Here is a 25,167-nt window from a genome sequence, read left to right on the forward strand (position 1 = left end):
CTACTGGCCGTCTGCCGGGGTCGCGAGCGGCATGTAAAGCTCGCCACCTTCCTTGAAGCGCGCGGCCATGGCCTCCAGCCCTTCCTTCTGCGCCTCGGCGCGGATGTCGTGGGAAATCCGCATTGAGCAGAATTTCGGCCCGCACATGGAGCAAAAATGCGCGACCTTGTGCGCCTCCTTCGGCAGGGTCTCGTCATGGAAGGAGCGCGCCGTGTCCGGATCCAGCGACAGGTTGAACTGGTCTTCCCAACGGAACTCGAACCTTGCACGCGACAGCGCATCGTCCCGCACCTGTGCTGCCGGATGGCCCTTGGCGAGATCGGCCGCGTGAGCCGCGATCTTGTAGGTGATGACACCGACCTTCACGTCGTTACGATCAGGCAGACCGAGATGTTCCTTCGGCGTGACATAGCAGAGCATCGCCGTGCCAAACCAGCCGATCATCGCTGCCCCGATGCCGGAAGTGATGTGGTCGTAACCGGGGGCGATATCGGTCGTTAGCGGCCCAAGCGTATAGAAGGGCGCCTCACCGCAGGTCTTCAACTGCTTGTCCATGTTCTCCTTGATCTTGTGCATCGGCACATGGCCGGGGCCCTCGATCATGACCTGGCAATCCTTCGCCCATGCGATCTGTGTCAACTCACCGAGCGTCTCCAGCTCGGCAAATTGCGCGGCGTCGTTGGCGTCGGCAATCGAACCGGGCCGCAACCCGTCACCCAGCGAGAAGGAAACATCATAGGCACGGCAGATGTCGCAGATCTCGTCGAAATGCTCGTAGAGGAAGCTTTCCTTGTGATGATGCAGACACCACTTGGCCATAATCGACCCGCCGCGTGAGACGATACCGGTGACACGGTTGACGGTAAGCGGAATGTAATGCAGCCGAACACCGGCATGGATGGTGAAATAATCCACGCCTTGCTCCGCCTGTTCGATCAACGTGTCGCGGAACACTTCCCAGTTCAGGTCCTCTGCAATGCCGTTGACCTTCTCCAGCGCCTGATAAAGCGGCACTGTGCCGATCGGTACCGGCGAATTGCGGATGATCCATTCGCGGATATTGTGGATGTTGCGCCCGGTCGAAAGGTCCATGACGGTATCGGCACCCCAGCGGATCGCCCAGACCATCTTCTCCACCTCTTCGGCCATGGAGGAGGTGACGGCGGAATTTCCGATATTGGCGTTGATCTTGACCAGAAAATTACGGCCGATGATCATCGGCTCAAGCTCGGGGTGATTGATGTTGGCCGGGATGATGGCGCGACCCGATGCGACTTCCTGACGGACGAACTCTGGCGTCACATAATCGGGTATCTGCGCACCGAAACTCTCGCCATCACGAGCCAGCTTCTCCTTCGCCGCTTCGCGCCCCAGATTTTCGCGGATGGCGATGAACTCCATTTCCGGCGTGATGATGCCTGCCCGCGCATAGGCAAGCTGCGTTACGGCTTTTCCTTCCGTGGCCCTCAGCGGCTGGTGGCGCACGGCGAATTCCGGCGTCAGGCGCTCGCCAGTGGCAAAGCCGTTATCCTCCGGTTTGACGTGCCGACCGTCGTAAGCCGCGACATCGCCGCGCGCTACAACCCAGTCGCGACGCAGGCGCGGCAGACCCTTTTCGATCAGAACGTTATGCAATGGATCGGTATAGGGGCCTGAGGAATCATAGACCGTGACCGGCGGTTCTCCCGCCGTCGGGTGGACGGCGATTTCGCGCATCGGCACGCGAATTTGCGGATGCAAAATTCCGGTTTTGTGGATTTTCGTGGAGGCGGGATGCGGCCCGGTTGTGACGACAAGCGGGATATTCTTGGCAACGATATTCATCATGAGGCTCCAAAGTTTGACAGTGGAGACCCAGTTCGAGCCGGAATGATGGAAAATACCGACGCGTCGGCAGCGCAAGTTACACGCAATCCGACCTTCGGTCTTTGCACCGTCCCTACGCCAGTATGAACTGGATCAGGTTCAACGGGTCACTGCGCATAAAAGCAGAATCTCAGCCCCTTGACGGGACACCCCTGGTGAATGGACACAAGAGAAAACACCGCCCGACATTTGTCAAGGGTGCTGCTGATGGCTGGCAAAGGTGGACGAACAACAAAAGCGCCGTTAGCGGTAATTAACCTAACGGTTTAGGCGAATATTATCGTTTTCAAATTAACGATAAGCACAAACCATCCTGATGTTAAATTCATGGGAGATAAGTCGGAATGAATGCGACTATTCGTGAAATACTGGCAAAATTCGGCCAGCTTCCTACCCCCGTCGATACGATTGAAAACGAAGCAGATCTTTATGCAGCAGGTCTTTCTTCCTTTGCCTCGGTGCAATTGATGCTGGGTATCGAGGAAGCTTTCGATATCGAATTCCCCGACAACCTCTTGAACCGCAAGTCCTTTGCCAGCATCAAGGCCATTGAAGACACCGTTAAGCTCATTCTGGATGGTAAAGAGGCAGCCTGATGAATGTGACCGTTGCGCCGCAGGATGAAACGCTGTCCGCGCGCGCAAGCCGCGTCGCAGCAATTGCCGCCAAACACGCGGACGAGGTGGACGTCACCGGTCGCTTCCCGGAGGAAGCCGTCAAGGCGCTGAGACAAGAGCGCCTTCTCGCCATTCAGGTCCCGTCCTCTCTTGGTGGCGAAGGCGCATCCATACAGCAAATCGCCGATATCTGCGCCCGGCTTGGCCAGGCCTGTTCGGCAACCGCGATGATTTTCGCCATGCACCACATCAAGGCATCGAGCCTTGTGGAACACGGCGAGACAAGCCCATGGCATGCGGGCTTCATGAGCCGCATCGCAAGCGAACAGCTTCTGCTCGCATCGGCCACGACCGAAGGCGGAATCGGCGGCAATCTGCGCAATTCCATCTGCGCGATTGAGGTCGAAGGAGACATCTGCCGGCTGGAGAAGGACGCCACCGTCATTTCCTACGGCAGCAATGCGGATGCCATCCTCATCACCTCGCGCGCCCACAAGGATGCCGCCCCGGCCGATCAGGTGATGACCGTCTTCCTGAAAGATCAGTACAGGCTCGAGAAGACCCATGTCTGGGACACACTCGGCATGCGCGGCACCTGTTCGGACGGTTTCCTGTTCCGCGGCGAGGCGCCGGCGGTGCAGATATTCCCAAAACCCTTTGCGGAAATCGCCGCGCAATCCATGCTTGCAAGCTCGCATCTTCTGTGGAGCGCCGTTTGGTATGGCATCGCGTCGGATGCGGTGCTGCGCGCGCAATCCTTCGTCAGGACGGCTGCACGCAAGTCGCCCGGTGTCACACCGCCAGGCGCTATCCACATTGCCGAAATTTCCACGAAATTGCAGGTGGTCAAATCCAACGTCATTGCGGGCGTAAAGGCTTACGAAGACACCAAGAGCGACCCGGACAAGCTGATGTCCATGGCGTTCGCGGTTGCCATGAACAATGTGAAGATCTGTTCTTCGGAAACCATTCTAGAGATCATCGACCAAGCGATGCTGGTCTGCGGCATCATGGGTTACAAGAACGGTACGCCCTACAGCCTTGGCCGACACCTTCGCGACGCGCATTCCGCGCGCCTGATGATTTCCAACGACCGTATTCTCGGCAATTCCGCCAATCTCCTGCTGGTTCACAAGCAGGACACCAGCCTCTTGGGATAAGACCATGGATATGCAAACATCGTTTCTCGATCGACTGTTCGAAGAAGGCCTGCTGATTGAAACGGGTGTCGATGGTCTTTACGGACGCAGCGGCCAGTTCGAGGACGTCATTGCCGCATTCGAACGCCTGATCGACCGCACCGGCGGCCCGGACAGTGCAGAGGCGATCCGCTTCCCGCCCGGCATCAACCGCGCCTATTTCGAAAAGAGCGGTTACATGAAAAGCTTCCCGCAGCTTGCGGGCACGGTGCATTCCTTCTGCGGTTGCGAACTTGACCATGTCAGCCTTCTCAAATCCATGGATGAGGGCGGCGACTGGACAAAGGACCAGAAAGCAACCGATATCGTGCTGACGCCGGCCGCTTGCTACCCTCTTTATCCGACCATCGCCAAGCGCGGCGCATTGCCTTTCGGCGGCGGTCTCTACGACATCCAGTCCTATTGTTTCCGCCATGAACCCTCGAAGGACCCGGCACGTCAGCAGCTTTTCCGCATGCGGGAATATGTGCGCATGGGCACGGAGAGCGATGTGACCGAATTCCGCCAGACATGGATGGATCGCGGCGTGGCGATGATGGAAGCCGTGGGCCTTGATGTGACCATCGACGTGGCCAACGATCCCTTCTTCGGCCGCGCCGGCAAAATGCTCGCCAACAACCAGCGCGACCAGAACCTGAAATTCGAACTGTTGATCCCCGTCACATCCGCCACCAACCCGACGGCCTGCATGAGCTTCAATTACCATCAGGACGCCTTTGGCCAGAAATGGGGATTGAACCTCGACAATGGTGATGTGGCTCACACCGCCTGCGTCGGTTTCGGCCTTGAGCGCATTGCGCTGGCACTTTTTGCGCATCACGGACTGGATGTAAAAACTTGGCCCGAAAAGGCCTTGAAAACACTCTGGGGCTAACCATTCATGCGGCAGATTTTCCCCGGTCTCGATCCCAAAAACTATGTGCAGCACCCGCTTCATTCTTCGGAAAGAATGTGGCCGGAGACCAATTGCTACATCGATTTGTGGATCGAGGTGCTGGCCTCGAAAGGGTTGCCGCCTGAGGCCATGTTCGGCTTCACACTGACGCAGGATTTCGAAGGCGACCAGTTCACCTTCTTCAAGGTGCCGCTGGAAGATCTGGAAGCACTTTATGGCGTTCGCGCCACCGAACTTGCGATCTTCGACCGGGTTGAAAACCATATCGAAGCGCAGCTGGAGCGCGGCCGCATCTGCCTGATCGAGATGGACAGCTTCTATATGCCCGATACCCACGGGGTGGGCTACCGGAAGGAACATGGCAAGACCACCATCGCCATCAACCGGATGGACCTCGCAAACCGGGAACTCGATTATTTCCACAATGCCGGCTTTTTCCACCTGTCGGGCGAAGATTTCGACGGCCTGTTCCAGCATCACCTGTCAGAGAGCGAGCCGCCCTTTCTGCCTTATACGGAATTTGCGAAATTCGCAGACAGCAACCCTTCGCCGGCGCATATCCGCAAAACGGCCGAACGGCTGCTGAAGTTTCATTTTTCACGGCGACCATCCGACAATCCGGTCAGGTCTTTTGCAGCCGTGTTTCCGGCTCAGGTCGAGAAGGTGGCAGACCGGCCGTTCGGCTTTTTCCACAAATATGCCTTCAATACGCTGCGCCAGCTCGGCGCCAATTTCGAACTGGCTGCGAGCCACCTCGAATGGCTGGACAAGAGCGAATTTGCTGAAGCGAGAGACCACGCGCTGCGCATATCCGAGGTCGCCAAGACCGTGCAGTTCCAGCTAGCTCGCGCCGTCACGCGCCGTAAATTCGACGCGCTCGCCTCGGTGCTCGATCCGGCTGCGGAAGCATGGGATGGTGTGATGGAAGCCCTTGCGGCAAAATTGTCGAACACCAGCGAGGCCGCGTGAGGACTTATCTTCCGCGCGAAAGCGAAAAATTACTAAGCGAAGGCTGGACGCTGACACTGACGTCCGCCAATGCCTGCGAAACGCCCTCGGAAATTCCCGCAACTCTTGAAAGCCTTCACGTATCCGTTCCCGGAACAGTGGCGCAAGCTCTGGAACTGGCCGGGAAATTCGACCGTTTCAATCCGACACCATTGAACGACAGGGATGCCTGGTACCGTCTGACGATGATTTCCGATGTGCGGGAGCGGGCGATCCTGCGCTTCGATGGCCTGTCGACGATTGCAGAAATCTTCCTCAACGGCGAACTGATCGCCGCCAGCCAGAGCATGTTCGAAAGGCTGGAAGTGCCGGTTGAACTGACAGGCGCGGACGAACTATCGATCTGCTTCCGGGCACTTTCGCCGAGGCTCGAAAAAACCGGTCCGCGCGCCCGCTGGCGTCCGCAGATGATGAACACCCAAGGTCTGCGGCTGATCCGCACCACGGCGCTCGGATATATGCCAGGCTGGTGCCCGGAAATCCATGCCGCCGGACCATGGCGACCGATCAGCCTTATAAGACAGGCAGGCGTGCGTTGCTCAGTCCGGTCCTCACTCGACGAAACCGGGACGGGAACGGTCAACATCGCCCTGGAGGCGAACCACGACATTCCATCTGCACGGCTCACCTGCGCCGGTTACAGCACCGATCTTTCCAGAGGTGAAAACGGCGAATTCTTGGGCGAACTCCGGATACCCGATGTCGAGACCTGGTGGCCGCATACCCACGGCAGACCGGCGCTCCATGAAGTCGTTCTGGAACTGGATGGTAAGCAACACAGGCTCGGGCGCACCGGCTTCAGGCGCGTTGAGGTGGATTACGGCAAAGACGGCAACGGTTTCGGCATCCGGATAAACGGGCACCCCGTTTTCTGCCGGGGCGCAGTCTGGACGACCGCCGACATCGTGCGGCTGCCGGGAACAAGACCGGACTATGAGCCTTGGCTTCGAAAAGCTGCCGAAGCCGGTATGAACATGATCCGCATCGGCGGCACGATGGCCTATGAAACGCCGGAGTTCTTCACGCTGTGCGATGAACTCGGCATCATGGTTTGGCAGGACGCCATGCTTGCCAATTTTGATTATCCAGCAAAGGATGAGGCGCTCAGCCAGCACATCGTTACGGAAATCTCGCAGTTCCTCGAGGCGACCGCCCTTTCCCCTTCGCTGATCGTTTTTTGCGGTGGTAGCGAAATGTACCAGCAGGGCGCGATGCTCGGTCTGCCGGAGCAGATATGGAAGGGAACCCTCACCGAGACAATTTTGCCCGAAGTCCTGACCGAAAAACGGCCGGACGCGGCCTATGTGGCGAATTCCCCTTCAGGCGGCGCCTTGCCCTTCTTTCCCAATGCCGGAGTTGGTCATTATTACGGTGTGGGCGCCTATTGCCGTCCGCTGGAAGATGCCCGCCGGGCCAATCTCCGCTTTGCTGCAGAGTGCCTGGCCTTCGCCAATATTCCCGAACAGGAAACGCTGGACAGACATCTTCCCGCTCTGGCGGTGCATGATCCGCGCTGGAAGGCGCGCACGCCACGCGATCGCGGCGCTTCCTGGGATTTCGAGGATATTCGCGACCATTATCTGAAACTGCTTTACGACGTTGAGCCGGACGTGCTGCGTCGGGAGGATGGCGGCCTCTATCTCGACATGTCTCGTGCCGTCACTGCCGAGGTCATGGAAGCAACCTTCGCCGAATGGCGTCGCGACGCGTCCCCTTGCCGGGGCGCCCTGGTCTGGACCTTGCAGGATCTCGTTCCCGGCGCTGGCTGGGGTATCATCGATGCCACCGCCAGACCCAAATCCGTCTGGCATGCGCTGAAAAGAGCGTTTCGTCCCATCCAGGTCAGCCTTTCCGATGAAGGCACCAACGGGCTGGACATTCATGTCATCAACGAAACCGGCGACAACCTTGACGCCATGCTGGAACTGACCTGCCTGCGCGATGGCACGCAACCTGTCGTCCATGCCAAACGGCCGCTCACGCTCTCGCCGCGACAGAGCCAGACCATCGCCGCAACCGATTTGTTCGGCGCCTTTTTCGATACGACCTATGCCTATCGCTTCGGCCCGCCCTCCCATGATGTGACGGTAGCCCGGCTCCGCGATGTCGCGACCGGATCTGTCATCGCAGACGCGTTCCATTTTCCTCTCGGTCGGAAAAAAGCACTGCACGCCGCCAACCTTCAGGTGGGGGTGAGCGAGGCGAACGGCATCTGGTCGCTCGAGATCGGCACGGACCGGCTGGCGCAATCCGTCCATATCACGGCGCAAGATTACCGCGCCTCGGAAAGCTGGTTCCATCTCGCACCCGGTGAAACCAGAAAAATCGACCTTATGCCGGAGACAGCAACATCCGAAACGCCCCCTTCCGGCGATGTCGTCTCGCTAGGCTCCAGCCGGCGTTTTTCCTTTTAGAGCCATTAGCTTCACCGCATCGATGTAGGCTTTTCTGGCCTCCGGCGTTGAAAGATTATGGTCGGCGTCAGGAATAATCGTCAGCGACACATTCCGATAGGCCGACAGGCCCCTGCCATCGGCGTTGAAATAATACCGGAAATGCTCAAGCCCGTCGTCATTGTCGCTGTAAAGCAGGCTGATGGACACATCCCTTGTCTTGAGCTTGTCGAAAGCACCGTAGACGGCACGCCCTTCCTCGCTCCCCCGGCGGGAAAGCCTTGCCGTTTTTATCGAAAGCTTCTTGAGCGTCGCCTTGGCGATATTGCGACCGGCGCTCACCACATCGACATCGCCGCTGACGAGACGCTTGAACGTAGCGCCTTGGCGAAAACGCTGGCTGTATTCCCCAAAGGACCGTGGCGGTTTGTGCAGCGCTTCATCGACAGAGCGGCCTTTTCGCCAGTGGAACACAACCGGATTAACCGCAACCACCCCGCTGATCCGGTCATCGGCAAGCGCGCCATTGAAGGCGAGGTAGGCGCCACTGCAGCGCCCAGCAGCAACGACGGGTCCTTTGCCACGCCGACTGAGAAAATCGAGCGCTGCGGCCACGTCGTCATTCTGCGCCGCATCGTAAAGAACTTGATCGGGCGCGTTTTTGACCGGGGGGCTGTCGGCAATATTGGCCGCGTCGAACCGCAGCGAAGCGATACCCTCCCGTGCGAGCAAACGGGCCGTTTGCACGGAAAGCCTGCCCCAACCCGCATGCCGGTCGTAGGCTGCGCCCAGCAGAAGGACCGAGGAGACCGCCGGCCGATCGTCAGGCTCGCAAAAAACACCGAAAAGCCGGCCGGCTTCGCCAAATTGCACCGGCTGTTCCAGAAAACCGCGACCGCGCTGCGGAGCGTTGACGATGAAATTCTCCTGCAGACCCGCCGCATCCGCGGCATGAGTTTGGGACAGGACCCAATCCCGAAGCCGCTTCACCACATCGCCGGGTATTTTCGAGAGTGTAGGACTGGATACGAGATCGTCATATCCTTCAAATTCCGCCTCCCCCATCTCGGCACCAATCGCGGCGAGTTGTTTGGCAAAATCGCTGTCGCTCGCCCGGCCCGGTCTCGACAGCACCAGAATGCTGCGCGCAGGAGCAGTATCCAGCTTTGCAAGATTGACCTTCTTGACAGCATCAGCAACACCCACCGGCATGGCCATGCCTGCAATTGCCCCCGCCTCCGCCATGCGCTGCCCGGGACGAAGACCAAGGCCATCGTCAATCATGGACGACCACATCGCCAGTTCGCGAAGATAGCTCCGACCGGAGACGACGGGCGCCAGAAGCGCCATGGAACCGACGGCCGCCGCATCGGCGAGCGCCTGTATGGCGATCAGACAGCCGAGACCCTGAGCGATGACGACCACCCTGGAACAGCCGGAAAGACGTTTTAGATAATCGAGCGCCGCTCGCGTGTCCGAAAGCCAATCCGCCGCACGGCCGACATTCTCCGGATCGAGCGCATCCCCAGCGCCATGATAGTCGAACCGCAGGCTGGCGACGCCGGCCGCCGCCAGCCGTTCAGCCACAACCCGCTGAAACTTGCGAGTGCACAGTTCCTCCATGCCCCAGGGGCTGACGAAAAGAACCGCATGATCCTGTTTGACCTCTTTGCGCGCCGGGTGAAAAACACCCGTGCATCCTTGAAAAGAAACCGGATGTGCGATCGACCCATCGGATGCAATGCCCGAAAGCGACAACATGTCAGGGGACGGTTCACCGCTTGCACGCTCTGAAATATCTATCGCCATCGACCTTGCAATCACTACGCCTTTGTCGGCTCAACCATTTGCGGGATAACTATACCGGAGCGTCCTAACGTCCTGTTCTACAGTAAAACCAATAACATTAGGGAAGTCTAAAAATGTAGTCGTCTCAATATCGAATGTGGAATGCACGTTACAAAAACAAATATCGGGGATCGTGGGCCAGCCTCGGCACGGGCGCTATTTTGCTCGAAACCGCTTGAATATACTGATAAATAGCGAGTCACATACCTATTTGCAGGAGGGGATCCCGCCACCCGGCAGCCTGACCGTCTTGACACCGCGCAAACCAACACGCCGGGCCCTGCCCGACAGGTCATAGAAGTTTTATATGGAACAAAGCCTTACGCGTTATATCTGGTCGCATACGAAGCGGCAGCAGCTTTTCATTCTGCTGATCGTCGCCCTGTCCATGATCCCCTATTTCCTCGCCTTCGATCTGCCCAAACAGATCGTCAACGGGCCTATTCAGGGAGACGGCTTCGAAGGGGCAAACGCGACCCAGCTTTTCATGCATCTCACGGTCGATATTCCCTATTGGGGCACCGTGACGCTCTTCCCCGGGCTCGAACTCAACCGCATGTCGATGCTGATGGCGCTCAGCCTCACCTTCCTTGCGCTTGTCGTCATCAACGGGCTTTTCAAATATTATATCAACACCTTCAAGGGCCGCCTCGGCGAGCGGCTTCTCAGGCGTATCCGTTTCGAACTTATCGATCGGATCCTGCGGTTCCCGCCCACGCATTTCAAGCGGGTCAAGGGTGCTGAAATCTCCAGCATGGTGAAGGACGAGGTCGAGCCGCTGGGCGGATTTACCGGCGACGCCTTTGTGCAGCCGGCGCTTCTGGGCGGTCAGGCGCTCTCGGCACTCTTCTTCATTCTCGTGCAGAATTTCTGGCTGGGTCTGATTGCGGCTTTCATGGCCGCCATCCAGGTCGGCATCATCCCCAAAATGCGCCGTCGCCTCATCGAACTCGGGCGCCAGCGGCAGCTAAGCGCACGCCAGCTTGCCGGGCGCATCGGCGAAATGGTCGACGGCATCGGCACCATCCACGCCTATGACACCTCCAATTTCGAGCGTGCCGATGCCTCGCACCGGCTCGGCGACATCTTCAGGATCCGCTACGATCTCTACCAGTGGAAGTTTCTGGTCAAATTCATCAATAACTTCCTCGCGCAGCTCACCCCTTTCTTCTTTTATGCACTCGGCGGCTATCTCACGCTCAAGGGCAGCCTCGATGTCGGGCAGCTGGTTGCCGTCATCAACGCTTATAAGGAACTGCCAGGACCGCTGAAGGAGCTGATCGACTGGGATCAGGCGCGTCAGGATGTTCAGGTAAAATACGAGCAGGTCTTCGAGCAGTTCGATGCGTCGAACATGATCGATGACAAGGTGCAAAAACTGTCACCGGGAGCAGTCGCGGCAATTGCCGCACCGATCGTCGTCAGCAATCTGACGCTGGAAGACGATAGCGGCAGCCGGCTTCTGGAACAGGCATCGTTGAAGATCGAGGCAGGCGAGGTGATCGCCATCGTCGGCGGATCGGGAGCAGAGGCGCTCGCGGACGCTATCGGCCGCACGCTCTGGCCGACTTCCGGCAAGGTGAGCATCAACGACGTCGACATATTGGAATTGCCTGAATCGCTGACGGGCCGGCGCATCTCCTATGTGTCCTCGGACAGCTATTTTTTCCACGCCAGCCTGAAGGACAATCTGCTTTACGGTCTCAAGCATGCACCGCTTGTCGAAAAGCAATACGAAGGTGCAGCGCTGGAACACCGCAAATGGGAGATCCGCGAAGCCAAGCTTGCGGGCAATCCGACGATCGACATCAACAGCGAATGGATCGACTACGCTTCAAGCCCGGCCGGTGACGGCAAGCCGGAAAACCTCATCCAGGCCGTTCTGGCTGTGCTCGACAGCGTGGAACTTTCACAGGATATTCTGGAATTCGCGTTGCGCTCGACGATCGACCCTTTGACCGACCTGCATCTTGCGGCCCGCATTGTGGAACTGCGACATGTCCTGCGCGCCGAACTGGAAAAGGAGAACCTGAGCGGCCTCATCGCTCCATTTGAGCTGGAGAGCTACAACAGCGAGGCCACCGTGGGCGAGAACCTGTTGTTCGGCACCATGCGCGACTCATCACAGTCGATCAGGACCGTCATCGAAAGCGAATATTTCCGTTCGCTGATGCGCGAAACAGGCCTCGTCAAAACCCTGTTCGAAATGGGGTATACGATTGCCGAAAACATCGTGGAGATCTTCGCCGACCTGCCGGGTGACCACCCCTTCTTCCAGCAGCTCACATTCATGACGCCCGACGATGTTCCGGTCTATCAGCAAATGCTGCAGCGTCTTCAGAGCCGGAGTTTCGACGAGGCCAATGAAAGCGAAAGACGCGCGATGCTGCGGCTGAGCTTTTTCTACATTGAGCCCCGGCAGCGTTTCGGCCTGCTGTCACCGGAAATCATGAACCGGATCGTTGAAGTCCGGCACATGTTCCATGAAAACCTGCCGGACAGCCTGAAGAACGTGATCGAAATCTACGATCCGACGAAATACATGAGTGCCACCAGCCTTCTGGACAATATTCTCTTCGGCAAGGTCAGCCATCGTTATACCGACGCATCACGGCGCATCACCCACATCGTGGCCGAGGTCATGCGCAAGCAGGGCGTCTATGAGCGTGTGCTTGCGGTGGGTCTGGATTTCAACCTCGGCGCCGGCGGCAAGCGGCTCGGGCCACTCCAGCGGCAGAAGCTCAATCTCGCAAGGGCGCTCATCCGCAAGTCCGACTATTACGTCTTCAATCGCCCCCTTCCCGGCCTCGATCCGCGGCAACAGGAGGAAATTGTCGAACGGGTCATCACATTCCTGAAACAGAACAATAATAACCCGGCGATCGTGTGGGTTCTGTCGAATGCGACGCTCTCGCGCATGTTCGACCGGGTCATCGTCGTCCATCAGGGCCTTATCAGCGCTGATGGAAGTTACGAGACTCTTGCGCAGGAAAACGGTACATTCAAGGATATGGTCGCAACATAAATCCAAGAAAGTGACCGAGGTGGAACAAGAACAGGGTAAGGCAATGCTTTTCAAAGACGAAATTCAAATGCTGAAACGCGTCCCGTTTTTTTCGGAAATGGAACCGTCGAAGCTCAAACTTCTCGCATTCGCATCCGACCGCGTGTCCTATCACACCGGCGACATGCTATTCCGGCAGGGAGATGTCGGCGATGCGGCTTACGTCCTTTTGACCGGCAAAGTGGATGTTCTGGTCGATTCTCCGTCGGGCACGTTAAAAGTGGCCGAAATGACCGGCAATGCGATCGTCGGTGAAATCGCCATTCTCTGCGACAGCGTCAGAACCGCAACCGTGCGCGCCTCCACCAACGTGGAAGCCCTGCGTATCGGCAAGGAACAGTTCTTCAAGCTCATGTCCGATTTCCCTGACATTACCATCAAGGTCATGCGCGTTCTTGCCGAACGTCTCACCCAGACGACGACGGAGCTTAGCAAAGCGCGTGCAAACGCGAGAACATGAGCCGCAATTTCTTGCTACCGTGGATGGCGATGTTGGAAAAATAAATGTCGCACCATTGCAATATAAATGAAATGCTGACTGAATAAGGGTAAGGGCGTCCGCCAAAAGAGAGCGGATATAATAATCTGTAGAGACAACGGGCTTCATGGGAGGAAGCGTGCAAGATTCCGTTGTAATCGGGGTGTGTCATGGCGTTCGATTCCGACATAGTAAGTCGGGAAGGTAATAAAGATTTTCGGGTAAAGATCTGGGGTGCGCGGGGAACGCTTCCTGTTTCAGGTGAAAACTTCCGAAAATATGGCGGGAATACCATCTGCATCGAGGTACGATGCGGAGATCATGTTCTTTTGTTCGACGCGGGTTCGGGGTTACACCCTGCTGGTCTGGCGTTGCGGGCGGAAGGTATTACCGACGTCAACCTGTTCTTTTCTCACTGCCATTACGACCACATCGTCGGCTTTCCCTATTTCAAGCCGTTCTACAATAGCTCCAACGATGTCGCCATCTGGTCGGGTCATCTAGCCGGCACCATGACAACGCGGGAAATGCTCAAGGACTTCATGAGCCCGCCATGGTTCCCCGTACCGCTGGAAGTCTGCTGCGCAAAAATGGCAACCCGTGACTTTATGCCGGGCGACGTCCTGGATGTTCATCCGGGCCTCTCGATCCGAACTGGAATGCTCAATCATCCGGGCAACGCCATCGGGTATCGCCTGGACTGGGCGGGAAAGTCATTCGCCATCATCACCGATACGGAACATGAACCGGGCAATATCGACAAGAACGTGCTTGATCTGATCAAGGACGTCGATCTCTTCCTCTACGACGCCATGTTTACCGATGAGGAGATGGGCCTTTATCGCGGTTATGGCCATTCGTCCTGGCAGGAGGCGATCCGCCTTGCCAAACTGGCAGGCGCAAAAAATGTCGGCTTCATCCACCACGCCCCAAGCCGCAGCGACGATGAGCTGGACGATATCGAAAAACAGGCAAAAGCCCAGTTCAGCGGTGCATTCGCGACAATGGACGGCCAGATCATCGACCTCTGATCGCGGTCACCAATCTCGTGTTGCTGGCCTGCGTTTGACGCTTTTTTGAAGCCTGATTTGTATCATGCGGCGAACCGACGTTCGAACACGCACAATTGACCATCGCCGGCCCATTGCTCCACGATATTGCCACGAGATACCCTGCATTAAAGACACCAGAGCACACTTAATGATGATTCTGCGCCAAATGACCGCATGATGGGATTTGCATGATCCGTTTCTTTTCGGAGACCAATTTGAGACGCGCCCGGATCTTGTCCGGCCTCATCATTTTTGCCTTTGTATTTTCCCATCTTTTCAACCATTCGCTCGCTCTCATCTCTATCGATACCGCCGAGCGGGCGCGAAAATGGTTCAGCCTGATCTGGCTCAATCCCGTCAGCAGCCTGCTGTTTTATGGGTCGGTTGTGGTGCACGTCTGTCTTGTCCTGCGCTCGCTTTATCAGCGCCGGACATTGCGCATGCCGCTTCGCGAAGCGCTGCAAGCCATACTTGGCCTGTCGATCCCGTTTTTGATCATCAGCCACGCCGTCAATATTCGCGTGTCGCACATGATCTACAACATCGACGTGGGATATTACTCGGTCGTTCGCCGGCTCTGGATCAACAACCCCATGGCCGGCGCGTGGCAAAGCCTCGCATTGATCGTGATCTGGACCCACGGGTGTATCGGCCTGTTTTTCTGGTTGCGGTACCGGGACTGGTATCCCAAAATTGCCGGGATATTCATGACTGTGGCGGTGATGCTACCTTTGTTGGCGCTTCTGGGCTTCAGCGATGCCGGCCGCTGGCTGGAGGAGGTGGACAGAAAATACTCACTTCCTCCCGGGCTTGCAGATACCACCGTTCAAAGAGACGACATACCGTTACAACGGGAGATGGAGACGCGTATCCGTTTCGTTACCGACGCAACGGAAGCGATTTTTGTCGGCGCGGTCATGCTGGTGTTCGTCTTGCGCGGCGTGCGCAGCTGGCGACAGAGATCGACGGCTATCGAGATCCGTTATGAGCATGGCGCGCAAGCGCGCGTCCCTGCCGGGCTCAGCATTCTGGAGGCCAGCAGACTGGCTGGCGTACCGCATTATTCCGTATGCGGCGGCAAAGGACGCTGTTCGACCTGCCGGGTCAGGATTGTCGAAAGCAAAGGCCCGCTTCCGCCTCCCGGAGATATCGAACAAACCACTTTGAGGCGCATCCATGCCGATTCAGATGTGCGGCTCGGCTGCCAGTTGCGGCCCACCCAGGATATTGGAATAGCGCTTCTGGTATCGCCGCCCCAACAGAGCGACCTGCCAGCGGATGCGCAACCGGCACGGCCGGGCAAGGAAGAGGAGATCGCCATCCTCTTTTGTGATATCCGCAATTTCACCGCGCTTTCCGAGGCGAAACTGCCATATGACGTCGTGTTTCTTCTGAACCGCTACTTCACCATCGTCGGGCAGGCCGTAGAACAGGCCGGAGGACATCTCGACAAATTCATCGGTGATGGCGCCATGGCTCTTTTCGGACTTGGCGACGATGCAGAAAATGCCTGCCGCAACGCCATGAAGGCCGCCGCTATCATATTGCGGGAGCTTTCAATCCTGAATGAGGGACTGGAAAAACAATTTGCCGTCCGGCTGGAAGTGGTAGTAGGCATCCACGCCGGCCCGACGATAGTCGGCGTCATGGGCTATGGCGCAGCGAAAACCCTGACCGCCATCGGCGACACCGTGAATGTGGCGAGCAGGCTGGAATCCAAGGCCAAGGAATTCGGCGCCGCCATTGTCGTTTCCGAACCCGCCATCATTCAGGCGGGACAAGAGATTGCCGATCTGCGAAGCGAAAAAATCGCCATTCGCGGGAGAAACTCGCAAATGAAAGTTTTCCTGCTCTCGAAAGAAGAGAGCGAGCGTTACCTATAGGGCAATACCGGCGCGCTCGCTGACGGGCCATCCGGCCTCAAATCTTGCGATAGAGAAAATAACGGTCGGTCGGCACGCTTTCCGGCACCGGCAGAGGCTTCAGCATGGGATGATCCAGAGGCAGACCGCTGACCGCAACGCCGCCTTTTGCCAGCATGCCCGCGGCAAGGTCCGGCAGCCATGTCAGGGTAATGGCATCCTTTTCGGGGTAGCCCGTGCCGATATCGGCATGCACCATGGCCGCCTCCACACCGATGAAGGCCGGAGCGGTTTCCGATATTTCACCGATGACGAGATCTTCCTGCGCCGGAACGGAAGAGGCATGTGCACCCATGGCCCTGTCGAAGGCAACGATACGGCGTTGCGGAAACAGTTCCCGCAAATGATTGAACGTGCGCCCGTTTCCAAGGCCTATTTCCATGATCGCACCTTCGTCAGGCAGATCAAGATCGGCCTTGACGTGGTTGAGGATATCGCGCTGCGCGGTCAGCCGGCGAATAAAACTGTCCAATCTGCTCATAGTCCGTCCGTTCATGAATGCCGGGCATTTTCAGTAAAAGCGTATGGCGACTTTGCTGGAAATGTCCGGGAGAAGCCGATCAGGCCTTGATGATGTGTTTTGCGGCGATATCCCGACGTGCGAAGACGTTTCGCGTATCGATGATCAGCGGCGACCATTCGCAAAGAGCGGCATAGTCCACATTGTCGTGATCGGTCGCGACCAGAACAGCGTCAAAGGCGCTGACGGTCTGCTTGTCCCAAGCCACGGATTTCATGCCCATCAGGTGGCTATATTCCCGGGTTTTCGGGATTTCTGCCACGTGCGGATCATAATAGGCCGCTTCGCCGCCGCGCTCCTGAATAAGTTCTATGAGTTTCAGCGAAGGACTTTCACGAATATCGGGCACATTCTTCTTGTAGGCGAGACCGACCACCAGCACCTTGGAGCGGCTGAGCGCCTTGCCGGAACGGATGTCGAGGGCTTCCGCAACCCGTCCGATGACATGACGCGGCATGCCGGTGTTGATCTCGCCGGCGAGCTCGATGAACCTCGTCGGCAACTCATATTCCCGCGATTTCCAAGTGAGATAGAATGGATCGATCGGTATGCAGTGGCCACCAAGACCCGGGCCGGGATAAAACGGCATGAAACCGAACGGCTTGGTTTTCGCCGCGTCGATCACTTCCCAGATGTCGATGCCCATGGCCTCGTAGACGACCTTGAGTTCATTGACGAGCGCGATATTGACAGCACGGAAGACGTTTTCGGTGATTTTCACCGCCTCGGCCGTGGCGTTTGTCGAGACCGGAACGATCTTCTTGACCACTGAGCCGTAGAATGCAGCCATCAGTTTTCCGGCAGCCTCGCCATCGCCTGCAACGACCTTTGGAATGGTCGAGGTCTCGAAGTCGCGATTGCCGGGATCTTCCCGCTCGGGCGAAAAACCGATGAAGAAGTCGACGCCGGAGACAAGTCCGGTAGCTTCCAGAATGGTCTTCACAACTCCGTCGGTCGTGCCGGGATAGGTGGTCGATTCCAGCACCACAAGCTGCCCCTTGCGCAGATGCGCGGCAATGTCCCGGCAGGTCTTTTCGACATAGGAGAGGTCCGGCTCGCGATATTTCGTCAGGGGCGTCGGCACGCAAATGGCAATCACATCGCATTCAGCCAGTCTGGAAAAATCAGACGTTGCGATGAAGCCATCATCGCGCCTGACGCTTGCCAGCACCTCGTCCGAAACCGCCTCGATATAGCTGCGGCCGGCATCGATCGCGACCATTTTGCTGGGATCGATATCGAAACCGACGACCTTGAAACCGGCCTTGGCGATCGTGATGGCTAGAGGCAGGCCGACATAGCCAAGGCCGATCACCGCCGCTTTGGCGCTTTTGTTTTCGATGCTGGAAAGCAGGTTCTGGGAAACGACTGGGGAAGTCAAAGCGTGTCACGCTCCGCGCATGTGCAAAAGATGCCTTTCAGTTGGGCAAGAATGGTCAGGCTGTCAAGGCTCGGCCCTCTCAAATTCCGGTTGACGCCGGAGCCATGGGCGACGCACAACCATCCGGATGAGGATCGCTTTTTATTCACCGCTCAAATCGCCCAACCATCCCGTTCCCTCCGGAGACCGGCTGATGGCCCGCCTGCTGATGCAGGCGATGGCGATGGGCGGCCACGATGTTTCCGTCGCTTCCGAGCTGCGCAGCTTTCTCAAACAGGCTGACGATCCGGCGCGGTCCTTGCTTGCCGATGCTGCGACGCACGAAATCGAGACCATCACGGAGCGCTGGCAGCGGGAAGGCGCGCCGGATCTGTGGTTTTGTTATCACCCCTATTACAAGGCCCCGGACTTGCTCGGGCCGGAAATAAGCAGACGTTTCGGTATTGCCTACGTCACCGCCGAGGCCTCCTATTCCCCCAAGCGCAATGGCATGGGCTGGCAGGCGGTTCAGAACGAGTTACTGGCCGCATTGAACGCTGCCGCCATCAATATCTGCTTCACCGTGCGTGATCGCGACGGGCTTGTCCGCGCCTCTCCCGCACTCCGCTCGGCGATGTTGGCGCCCTTTATCGATGCCAGTAATTTTCTTGAAATTGCTCCGCGCCCCACACCGGGAAAACTCATCACCGTCGCCATGATGCGGGCGGGCGACAAGTTCGACAGCTATCGCGCGCTTCGCGAAGCGCTTGCGCTGTTGCCGCAGGATTTGAACTGGACATTGGATATCATCGGCGACGGGCCGGAACGCGCTGCCGTGCAAGCCATGTTCAGCTCTTTCCCCGATCGCCGTCTTGTCTGGCACGGAGAAAAAAACGCAAACGAAATCGCAGAACTTCTTTCAAAAGCATCGGTTTACGTCTGGCCGGGGCATGGCGAAGCCTACGGTCTCGCCTATCTCGAGGCACAGGCTGCGGGCCTGCCGGTTATCGCCGAAGCGGTGGCCGGCGTCCCCGAAGTGGTAAAATCCGGAACCACCGGATTACTGACACCGGAAAATGATACAGCCGCCTATGCTGGAGCAATCGAAACTCTGCTCGGCGACGACAAGCGGCGTGAGGAATTGGCAAGTGCAGCCCGCCAGTTCGTAAAAAATGAACGATCTCTGGAAAACGCCGCAAGAGAACTGAACGATATCCTGTTGCGAGCAAAGGCACGAACATCATGAGTCTGGAAACACTCGTAGCGGCACTGGATGAATGTGGACGACGCGGCATAACGGCCGATCTCTGGCTCAGGGACGACGATGCGGTGGAACCGACACCGGCGCTCGACACGCTGCTCGATCTTTGCAGCAGCTTTTCCGCGCCGGTCACGCTTGCGGTTATCCCCGAGATGACGACGGACAAGCTCGCGCAGCACCTGGATACGACTGACATTGCCCATGTCGCCGTGCATGGCTGGTCCCATACGAACTATGCCACCGAGAAAGAAAAGAAACAGGAACTCGGATCACACCGTGACCTGTCCATCGTTCTCGACGAATTGCAATCCGGGCTGGAAAAACTGCACGATCTGCATGGCAGGCGTTTCGTGCCTATGCTCGTTCCGCCGTGGAACCGCATAGATGCCAATGTGGTGCAGGGACTGGCAGACCTCGGATATCGAGCGCTTTCGGTTTTCGGCCCGGAGAAAGACGCCGTGCCACCTTGCCTGAACACCCATGTCGACGTGATTGACTGGCACGGCAGCCGCGGTGGGCGCGAAGACGACATCCTTTTCGCCGAGACCGCCGCCCGCATCCTGCAGACTGCGGAGCACGGCGGCACGACCGGCATCCTCACCCATCATCTCGTGCATGATGACAACGTCTGGCGTTTTCTGAAACGGCTGTTCGAAATTACCGGCAAACATCCTGCCGCGCGCTGGCGTTCCTCGGCGGAACTCATCAACCAGATATCACCATGACTTCCAGGCAATCAGCAAACCACCCGTCTTGGTGGCAAGTTCGCGCCTGACAGCTTCGACCTCCTGCAACGCGGCGCGATCGGCAAGAGAAGCGGCAACAAACCCCGCTGGCGCAAGGCTGATGCTCCCAGCCCGAGCGATAACGGTAAAGATCAGCGGACCCGTCGACCACCAGGCTGGCGCACGCGGCATTTCCTCAAGAATCCTCGGAAACGCCTCCAGCATCCTGCGGAAGACCGGATGGCCAGCAGGTGTCGCAATGAAAGAGTTGGCAAGAAGCATGCTGCCCTGCCCGGTATCGCGCGGTGTTTCTTCATCAAACGCCGTCAGCCCTACCAGTGGCAGGAAAGCATCGAAACTCGCATCATCCCGCGCCGGATACCAGTCGCAATCAAGATAGATGCCACCAAAACGCTCCAGCACGACATAGCGGGCCACATCGACAGCGCCGGGATAATCGCCATCTTCCAGCATCGTCCTGAAGACGTCATTCGAAAACACGCCTTCCCGCTCAAGATCGGCCTCCCGCCAGAGGTGATATTCGTAACCATGCGAGGCGGCATGGGCGGCCCAGGCCTTGACCGATACGGGCGGGGCCTTGTCTCCGATCCAAATCTGGTGGATGCGCCTGGGCACGTCCTCCCTGCTTTTCAGATTGATAGCGCGGTGTTCCTCCAGGGAAAAATGCGCATATTTTGCAAGCACCTGCGGCGGCGGAACCAGCGTATATTGATAGCCGATCCTCGCGACCACATCGCCTTCAGCCTTGGCAAGACGCAGCCGTGCCGCATGCAGCCGGCGCGGCAGACCGAGCACTGTCCGTTCACCCATCAGGTGCCCGTCTTTTACTGCAACCAGCGATAAGAGAAGCGCATGCGCTTCCGCATATTGTCCTTGGTTTTGCAACTGCCGGGCTCTATCCAGCTGGGCATCGTAATATTTCTTGTCGGACATGGATCCTCACCCGGGAACGTTCGTTAACATATCGCCAAACACAAGCCATCAGGCAAGCCATTGCAATTTGGAAGCCGGCTTTGAATTTGCTAAACAATTCGATGTTTCAGAGGCATAGACAGACAACAAACCCTACGATAACGTGCCTTTAAGCCCTCCTGAGCAAATTGTCACAAGACAACGATAAAGAGAGACGGCAAGGAACCCTTTAGCATGAGCGCAGGCGCAGATTTGCTCCGTATTGAAAATCTGCGGGTCTCGTTTTCTCTTATGGGTGGCACGATTGACGCCGTGAGGGGTGCCAGCCTTCGCATTCTTCCGGGAAAAGTGACCGCGCTTGTCGGAGAATCCGGCTCCGGAAAATCCGTCATCGGCCAGACCATCATGGGCATCCACCCCAAGACGGCGCGCGTGAACGGCCGCGTGCTGTTTACCGATCCCGCAAATGCCGCAGCCGGCCCCGTCGATCTGCTGCAACTGCCGAAGGACGGCCGGGAAATCCGCGCTATACGCGGAAATCGCATCGGGCTGATTTTTCAGGAACCCATGACGTCTTTTTCGCCGTTGCATACGATCGGCAACCAGATTGACGAAGCGCTGAGAATCCACAGCATCCTGTCGCCGGCCGAGCGCGCGGAAAAAATGTATGAGACGCTCGACCTTGTAGGGTTTTCCAACCCGAAGAAGGTCGTGAACATGTATCCCTTCGAATTGTCGGGCGGCATGCGCCAGCGCGCCATGATCGCCATGGCACTGATCTGTCGCCCCGCGCTTCTGATCGCCGACGAACCGACGACGGCTCTTGATGTAACCATACAGGCGCAAATCCTCAAACTCCTGCGCGATCTCCAGAGCCGGCTGAACATGAGCATGCTGCTCATCACCCACGATCTCGGCGTGGTGGCAAACATCGCCGACGAGGTTGCCGTGATCTATCAGGGCGAGATCATGGAAGCCGGAACGGTCGACGATATTTTCAAGGCACCGAGCCACCCCTATCTCAAGGGCCTGATGGCCGCCGTGCCGCATTTCGACATGAAGCCGGGTGAGAGGCTGAAGGCGCTTCGTGAGATCACCGTCGACCACGAAAGCCTTGTCGGCAAGAAGACCGCCGCAGTGAACAAGACCCCCGGCCCGCTCTTGACCGTGGAGAATATCAGCAAGACCTTCACGACCCGGAAGTCCAGCTGGTTCAGCCGCCGCGATGCCAATGCCACCAAGGCGGTGAACAGCGTCAGTTTTGAAATCCGCCGGGGAGAATGCCTTGGCCTCGTCGGCGAAAGCGGCAGCGGCAAGACAACCGTCAGCAAAATCCTCATGCGCGCCGTTCGCCCGGATGAAGGCTCCGTGACATTTCACCGGCCGCAGGGCGATATCGACGTCCTCAATGCTAGGGACGGCGATCTAAAGGAATTGCGGTCGAAGATACAGATGGTCTTCCAGGACCCGATCTCATCGCTTTCACCGCGCATGACCGTGCGCAATATTTTGAGCGAGCCACTTGAAATCCATGGACGGGGCGATGCGAAATACCGCGCGGAAAAAGTCCGTAATCTCGTCAAGGCAATCGGCCTTGGAGAAAGCGCGCTGAACCGTTATCCGCACAGTTTCTCAGGCGGCCAGAGGCAGCGTATCGGCATTGCCAGAGCCCTGGCGTTGGGTCCCGAACTGCTGATCTGCGACGAACCCGTTTCTGCCCTAGATGTCTCGGTGCAGGCGCAAATCCTCAACCTGCTCAAGGATTTGCAGAAGGACCTCGGACTTACCTACCTCTTCATCTCGCACAATCTGGCGGTGGTGGATTACATGGCGGACCGCGTGGCGGTGATGTGCGAGGGCCGCATCGTCGAGCTGGCGCCGCGGGAAATCATGATGCGCTCTCCGGTTCACCCCTATACAAAATCGTTGCTGGCGGCCGTGCCTTTTCCCGATCTCGACCGTCCGCTCGATTTCCGCACCATCGGCAAGATCAGCGCGACGGGCAAGTTCGACTGGGGCAAGCAATTCCGCGACGAGGGTGACGGCGAAATGATCTCTGCCGATCTTGGCGATGGCCATTTCGTTCTCGCAAATGGCAATGCCGACATCAGGGAGCTTCGCTCGTGATTACGCGCCGCACCACCCTTGCCTTGATGGCCTCCGTCTTTTTGCCGACCTATGCGCGCGCTGCCTATACCGACCCCGCCTACTTCAAGGAAAAGAGGGAAAAAGGTGAGCTGCCTGATATTGCCGAGCGCTTGCCGAAAAACCCGCGCGTCATCGATATGAAGGCGCTCGGCCGGGAGCCCGGAAAACACGGCGGTTCCGTGCGCATGCTGATCGGCGGCCAGCGCGATATCCGGCTTATGCCCATCAGCAACTATGCCCGCCTGGTTGGTTACGACGAAAAATTCGAGCTTCATCCCGACATTCTGGAAAGCTACGACGTTCAGGACGAACGCATCTTCACCTTCAAGCTGCGAGAAGGCCACAAATGGTCCGACGGCAGCGATTTAACCTCCGAGGATTTCCGGTATTTCTGGGAGGATGTTGCTCTCAACAAGGAAATTCACAAGGGCGGCCCGCCAATCGAACTGCTGGTCAACAACAATCCTCCCCAGATCGAAGTCATTGACCGGCTGACGGTGCGCTATACCTGGGAAGGTCCGAACCCCGATTTTCTGGCAAAGCTCGCAGCAGCATCGCCCGCGCGGCTTTTCCTGCCCGCCGCCTATATGAAGCAGTTCCACATCAAATATCAGACCGCGGAAAACCTCGCCAAGCTCATCAAGAAGAACAAGGCGGATGACTGGAGCGGTCTGCATATCAAGATGTCGCGGCAGGTCCGTCCAGAAAATCCCGCTCTGCCGACGCTGGACGCCTGGCGCAATACGACTTCGCCACCGGCCGAACAGTTCGTTTTCGAACGCAATCCCTATTATCACCGTGTCGACGAAAACGGCCTTCAACTGCCCTATCTCGACCGGTTCCTGCTGAACGTCACCTCCTCCGACATCATCTCGGCCAAGACGGCGTCGGGTGACAGCGATCTGCAATATTTCGGCCTCGATTTCGCCGACTACACCTTCCTGAAGGATGCCGAAAAGCGCTTTCCTCTGAAGGTGAACCTCTACAAACGCTCTCAAGGGTCGCGCATTGCGCTTCTGCCCAATCTGAACTGCGCCGATCCTGTATGGCGGAGCTGTTTCCAGGACGTGCGCGTGCGCCGCGCAATGTCGCTCGCTATAAACCGGCACGAAATCAACATGGTCTGCTTTTACGGGCTGGCCAAGGAAAGCGCCGACACCGTCTTGCCGGAAAGCCCGCTTTACCGACCGGAATTTGCCGAGGCCTGGAGTGCCTTCGACCGGGCGATGGCCAACAGGTTGCTTGACGAAGCAGGTCTCGATAAGCGCGACAGCGCCGGCTACCGGCTTCTGCCGGACGGCCGTCCAGCCTATATCATCGTCGAGACCACAGGCGAAAGCACGCTCGAAACGGACGTGATGGAACTGGTCACGGACCACTGGCGGCATATCGGCATTGCGGTTTCGGTCCGCCCGACCCAGCGCGATGTCTTCCGCAAGCGTGCCATGGGCGGCGAGGTGCTGATGTCGGTGTGGATGGGCATGGACAATGGCGTGCCGACCCCCGACATGTTGCCTTCGGGCCTTGCGCCCACCGGCGACGACCAGTTGCAATGGCCGGTCTGGGGCATCCACTATCTGTCCGGCGGGCGCGAGGGCAAGGAGCCTGACCTGCCGGAAGCAGCGCATCTGCTCGATCTCCTGAAAAAATGGCGCCGAAGCGTCACCGAGGAAGAGCGCGAGGCAATCTGGCTGGAAATGCTTGGTATCTACACGCAGCAGGTATTTTCCATCGGCATCGTCAACGGCGCGCTGCAACCCGTCGTCCATGTCAAACGCATGCGAAACGTGCCGGAAAAGGCGCTTTTCGGCTTTGAACCCACATCGTATCTCGGCATCTACATGCCGGATGCCTTCTGGTATGACGGAGACGCCTGAT

The 25,167-nt window shown here is 57.8% G+C and carries 18 protein-coding genes and 1 riboswitch; of the genes, 13 read left to right on the plus strand and 5 right to left on the minus strand.

The features are described from left to right. Positions 1 to 1,824 carry a phosphomethylpyrimidine synthase ThiC gene (gene thiC / locus GH784_RS22475; RefSeq protein WP_065703455.1) on the minus strand — a complete coding sequence of 608 codons (1,824 nt, stop codon included), beginning with the start codon at positions 1,822 to 1,824 and terminating at the stop codon, positions 1 to 3. Positions 1,825 to 1,918: 94 nt separating this feature from the next. Next, positions 1,919 to 2,030: riboswitch (TPP riboswitch) on the minus strand. Between the two features lie 180 nt (positions 2,031 to 2,210). On the opposite strand from thiC, the gene GH784_RS22480 reads away from it, so the two are divergent. From GH784_RS22480 to GH784_RS22500, 5 genes are read left to right on the plus strand one after another with little or no spacing between them, the layout of a single operon-like run. After that, a complete protein-coding gene (locus GH784_RS22480; protein ID WP_003492279.1) occupies positions 2,211 to 2,462 on the plus strand; it encodes an acyl carrier protein in 252 nt (83 codons plus the stop codon). Further along, on the plus strand, positions 2,462 to 3,643 hold the full coding sequence (locus tag GH784_RS22485) for an acyl-CoA dehydrogenase family protein (protein WP_065703427.1): 1,182 nt from the start codon (positions 2,462 to 2,464) through the stop codon (positions 3,641 to 3,643). The genes GH784_RS22480 and GH784_RS22485 overlap by 1 nt, the downstream gene beginning before the upstream one ends. 4 nt (positions 3,644 to 3,647) lie before the next feature. After that, positions 3,648 to 4,556: an amino acid--[acyl-carrier-protein] ligase gene (locus GH784_RS22490; protein WP_065703425.1), complete on the plus strand. Its 909-nt coding sequence runs from the start codon at positions 3,648 to 3,650 to the stop codon at positions 4,554 to 4,556. Positions 4,557 to 4,562: 6 nt separating this feature from the next. Then, positions 4,563 to 5,546 (plus strand): DUF1839 family protein, encoded by a 984-nt coding sequence (locus tag GH784_RS22495; RefSeq protein ID WP_065703423.1) that lies wholly within the window; start codon positions 4,563 to 4,565, stop codon positions 5,544 to 5,546. After that, on the plus strand, positions 5,543 to 7,999 hold the full coding sequence (locus GH784_RS22500) for a glycoside hydrolase family 2 protein (protein ID WP_111828570.1): 2,457 nt from the start codon (positions 5,543 to 5,545) through the stop codon (positions 7,997 to 7,999). Before GH784_RS22495 ends, GH784_RS22500 begins: the two co-directional genes overlap by 4 nt. On the opposite strand, the gene GH784_RS22505 is transcribed toward GH784_RS22500, so the two are convergent. After that, entirely contained in the window at positions 7,970 to 9,787 is a 1,818-nt protein-coding gene (locus tag GH784_RS22505) for a serine aminopeptidase domain-containing protein (RefSeq protein WP_083211573.1), read from the minus strand. The two genes, GH784_RS22500 and GH784_RS22505, sit on opposite strands and share 30 nt — an antisense overlap. A 346-nt stretch (positions 9,788 to 10,133) precedes the next feature. Between GH784_RS22505 and GH784_RS22510 the strand changes: the two genes are divergently transcribed. The 4 genes from GH784_RS22510 to GH784_RS22525 all read left to right on the plus strand — a co-directional run bounded on the left by GH784_RS22510 (position 10,134) and on the right by GH784_RS22525 (position 16,303). Further along, on the plus strand, positions 10,134 to 12,851 hold the full coding sequence (locus GH784_RS22510; RefSeq protein WP_003516808.1) for an ABC transporter ATP-binding protein: 2,718 nt from the start codon (positions 10,134 to 10,136) through the stop codon (positions 12,849 to 12,851). Positions 12,852 to 12,894: 43 nt separating this feature from the next. After that, positions 12,895 to 13,350: a cyclic nucleotide-binding domain-containing protein gene (locus GH784_RS22515; RefSeq protein WP_003516807.1), complete on the plus strand. Its 456-nt coding sequence runs from the start codon at positions 12,895 to 12,897 to the stop codon at positions 13,348 to 13,350. Positions 13,351 to 13,538: 188 nt separating this feature from the next. Further along, positions 13,539 to 14,399: an MBL fold metallo-hydrolase gene (locus GH784_RS22520; RefSeq protein WP_019566087.1), complete on the plus strand. Its 861-nt coding sequence runs from the start codon at positions 13,539 to 13,541 to the stop codon at positions 14,397 to 14,399. A 209-nt stretch (positions 14,400 to 14,608) separates the two neighbouring features. Next, the gene (locus tag GH784_RS22525; RefSeq protein ID WP_003516805.1) at positions 14,609 to 16,303 is read left to right on the plus strand and encodes an adenylate/guanylate cyclase domain-containing protein; all 1,695 of its coding nucleotides are present in this window, start codon (positions 14,609 to 14,611) and stop codon (positions 16,301 to 16,303) included. Positions 16,304 to 16,340: 37 nt separating this feature from the next. On the opposite strand, the gene GH784_RS22530 is transcribed toward GH784_RS22525, so the two are convergent. After that, positions 16,341 to 16,823, minus strand: coding sequence for a class I SAM-dependent methyltransferase (locus GH784_RS22530; protein ID WP_003516804.1), 483 nt, complete (start codon positions 16,821 to 16,823; stop codon positions 16,341 to 16,343). Between the two features lie 79 nt (positions 16,824 to 16,902). Beyond that, positions 16,903 to 18,243: a nucleotide sugar dehydrogenase gene (locus tag GH784_RS22535; protein ID WP_065703420.1), complete on the minus strand. Its 1,341-nt coding sequence runs from the start codon at positions 18,241 to 18,243 to the stop codon at positions 16,903 to 16,905. A 127-nt stretch (positions 18,244 to 18,370) separates the two neighbouring features. Here GH784_RS22535 and GH784_RS22540 point away from each other — a divergent pair, with 127 nt between their 5' ends. Both GH784_RS22540 and GH784_RS22545 read left to right on the plus strand, forming a co-directional pair. Beyond that, entirely contained in the window at positions 18,371 to 19,468 is a 1,098-nt protein-coding gene (locus GH784_RS22540) for a glycosyltransferase family 4 protein (protein ID WP_065703418.1), read from the plus strand. Next, complete coding sequence (locus tag GH784_RS22545) at positions 19,465 to 20,208, plus strand: polysaccharide deacetylase family protein (protein ID WP_065703416.1); 744 nt, start codon at positions 19,465 to 19,467, stop codon at positions 20,206 to 20,208. The genes GH784_RS22540 and GH784_RS22545 overlap by 4 nt, the downstream gene beginning before the upstream one ends. Here the strand turns inward: GH784_RS22545 and GH784_RS22550 are convergent. After that, entirely contained in the window at positions 20,200 to 21,162 is a 963-nt protein-coding gene (locus GH784_RS22550; RefSeq protein ID WP_065703414.1) for a glycosyltransferase family 32 protein, read from the minus strand. The two genes, GH784_RS22545 and GH784_RS22550, sit on opposite strands and share 9 nt — an antisense overlap. A gap of 213 nt (positions 21,163 to 21,375) precedes the next feature. Here GH784_RS22550 and GH784_RS22555 point away from each other — a divergent pair, with 213 nt between their 5' ends. Both GH784_RS22555 and GH784_RS22560 read left to right on the plus strand, forming a co-directional pair. Further along, positions 21,376 to 23,268 (plus strand): ABC transporter ATP-binding protein, encoded by a 1,893-nt coding sequence (locus GH784_RS22555; protein ID WP_025594512.1) that lies wholly within the window; start codon positions 21,376 to 21,378, stop codon positions 23,266 to 23,268. After that, positions 23,265 to 25,166, plus strand: coding sequence for an ABC transporter substrate-binding protein (locus tag GH784_RS22560; RefSeq protein WP_019566081.1), 1,902 nt, complete (start codon positions 23,265 to 23,267; stop codon positions 25,164 to 25,166). Before GH784_RS22555 ends, GH784_RS22560 begins: the two co-directional genes overlap by 4 nt. Position 25,167: the final 1 nt, after the last annotated feature.

It is taken from the genome of Agrobacterium tumefaciens (genome assembly GCF_009649785.1).
Lineage (GTDB): Bacteria > Pseudomonadota > Alphaproteobacteria > Rhizobiales > Rhizobiaceae > Agrobacterium > Agrobacterium tumefaciens.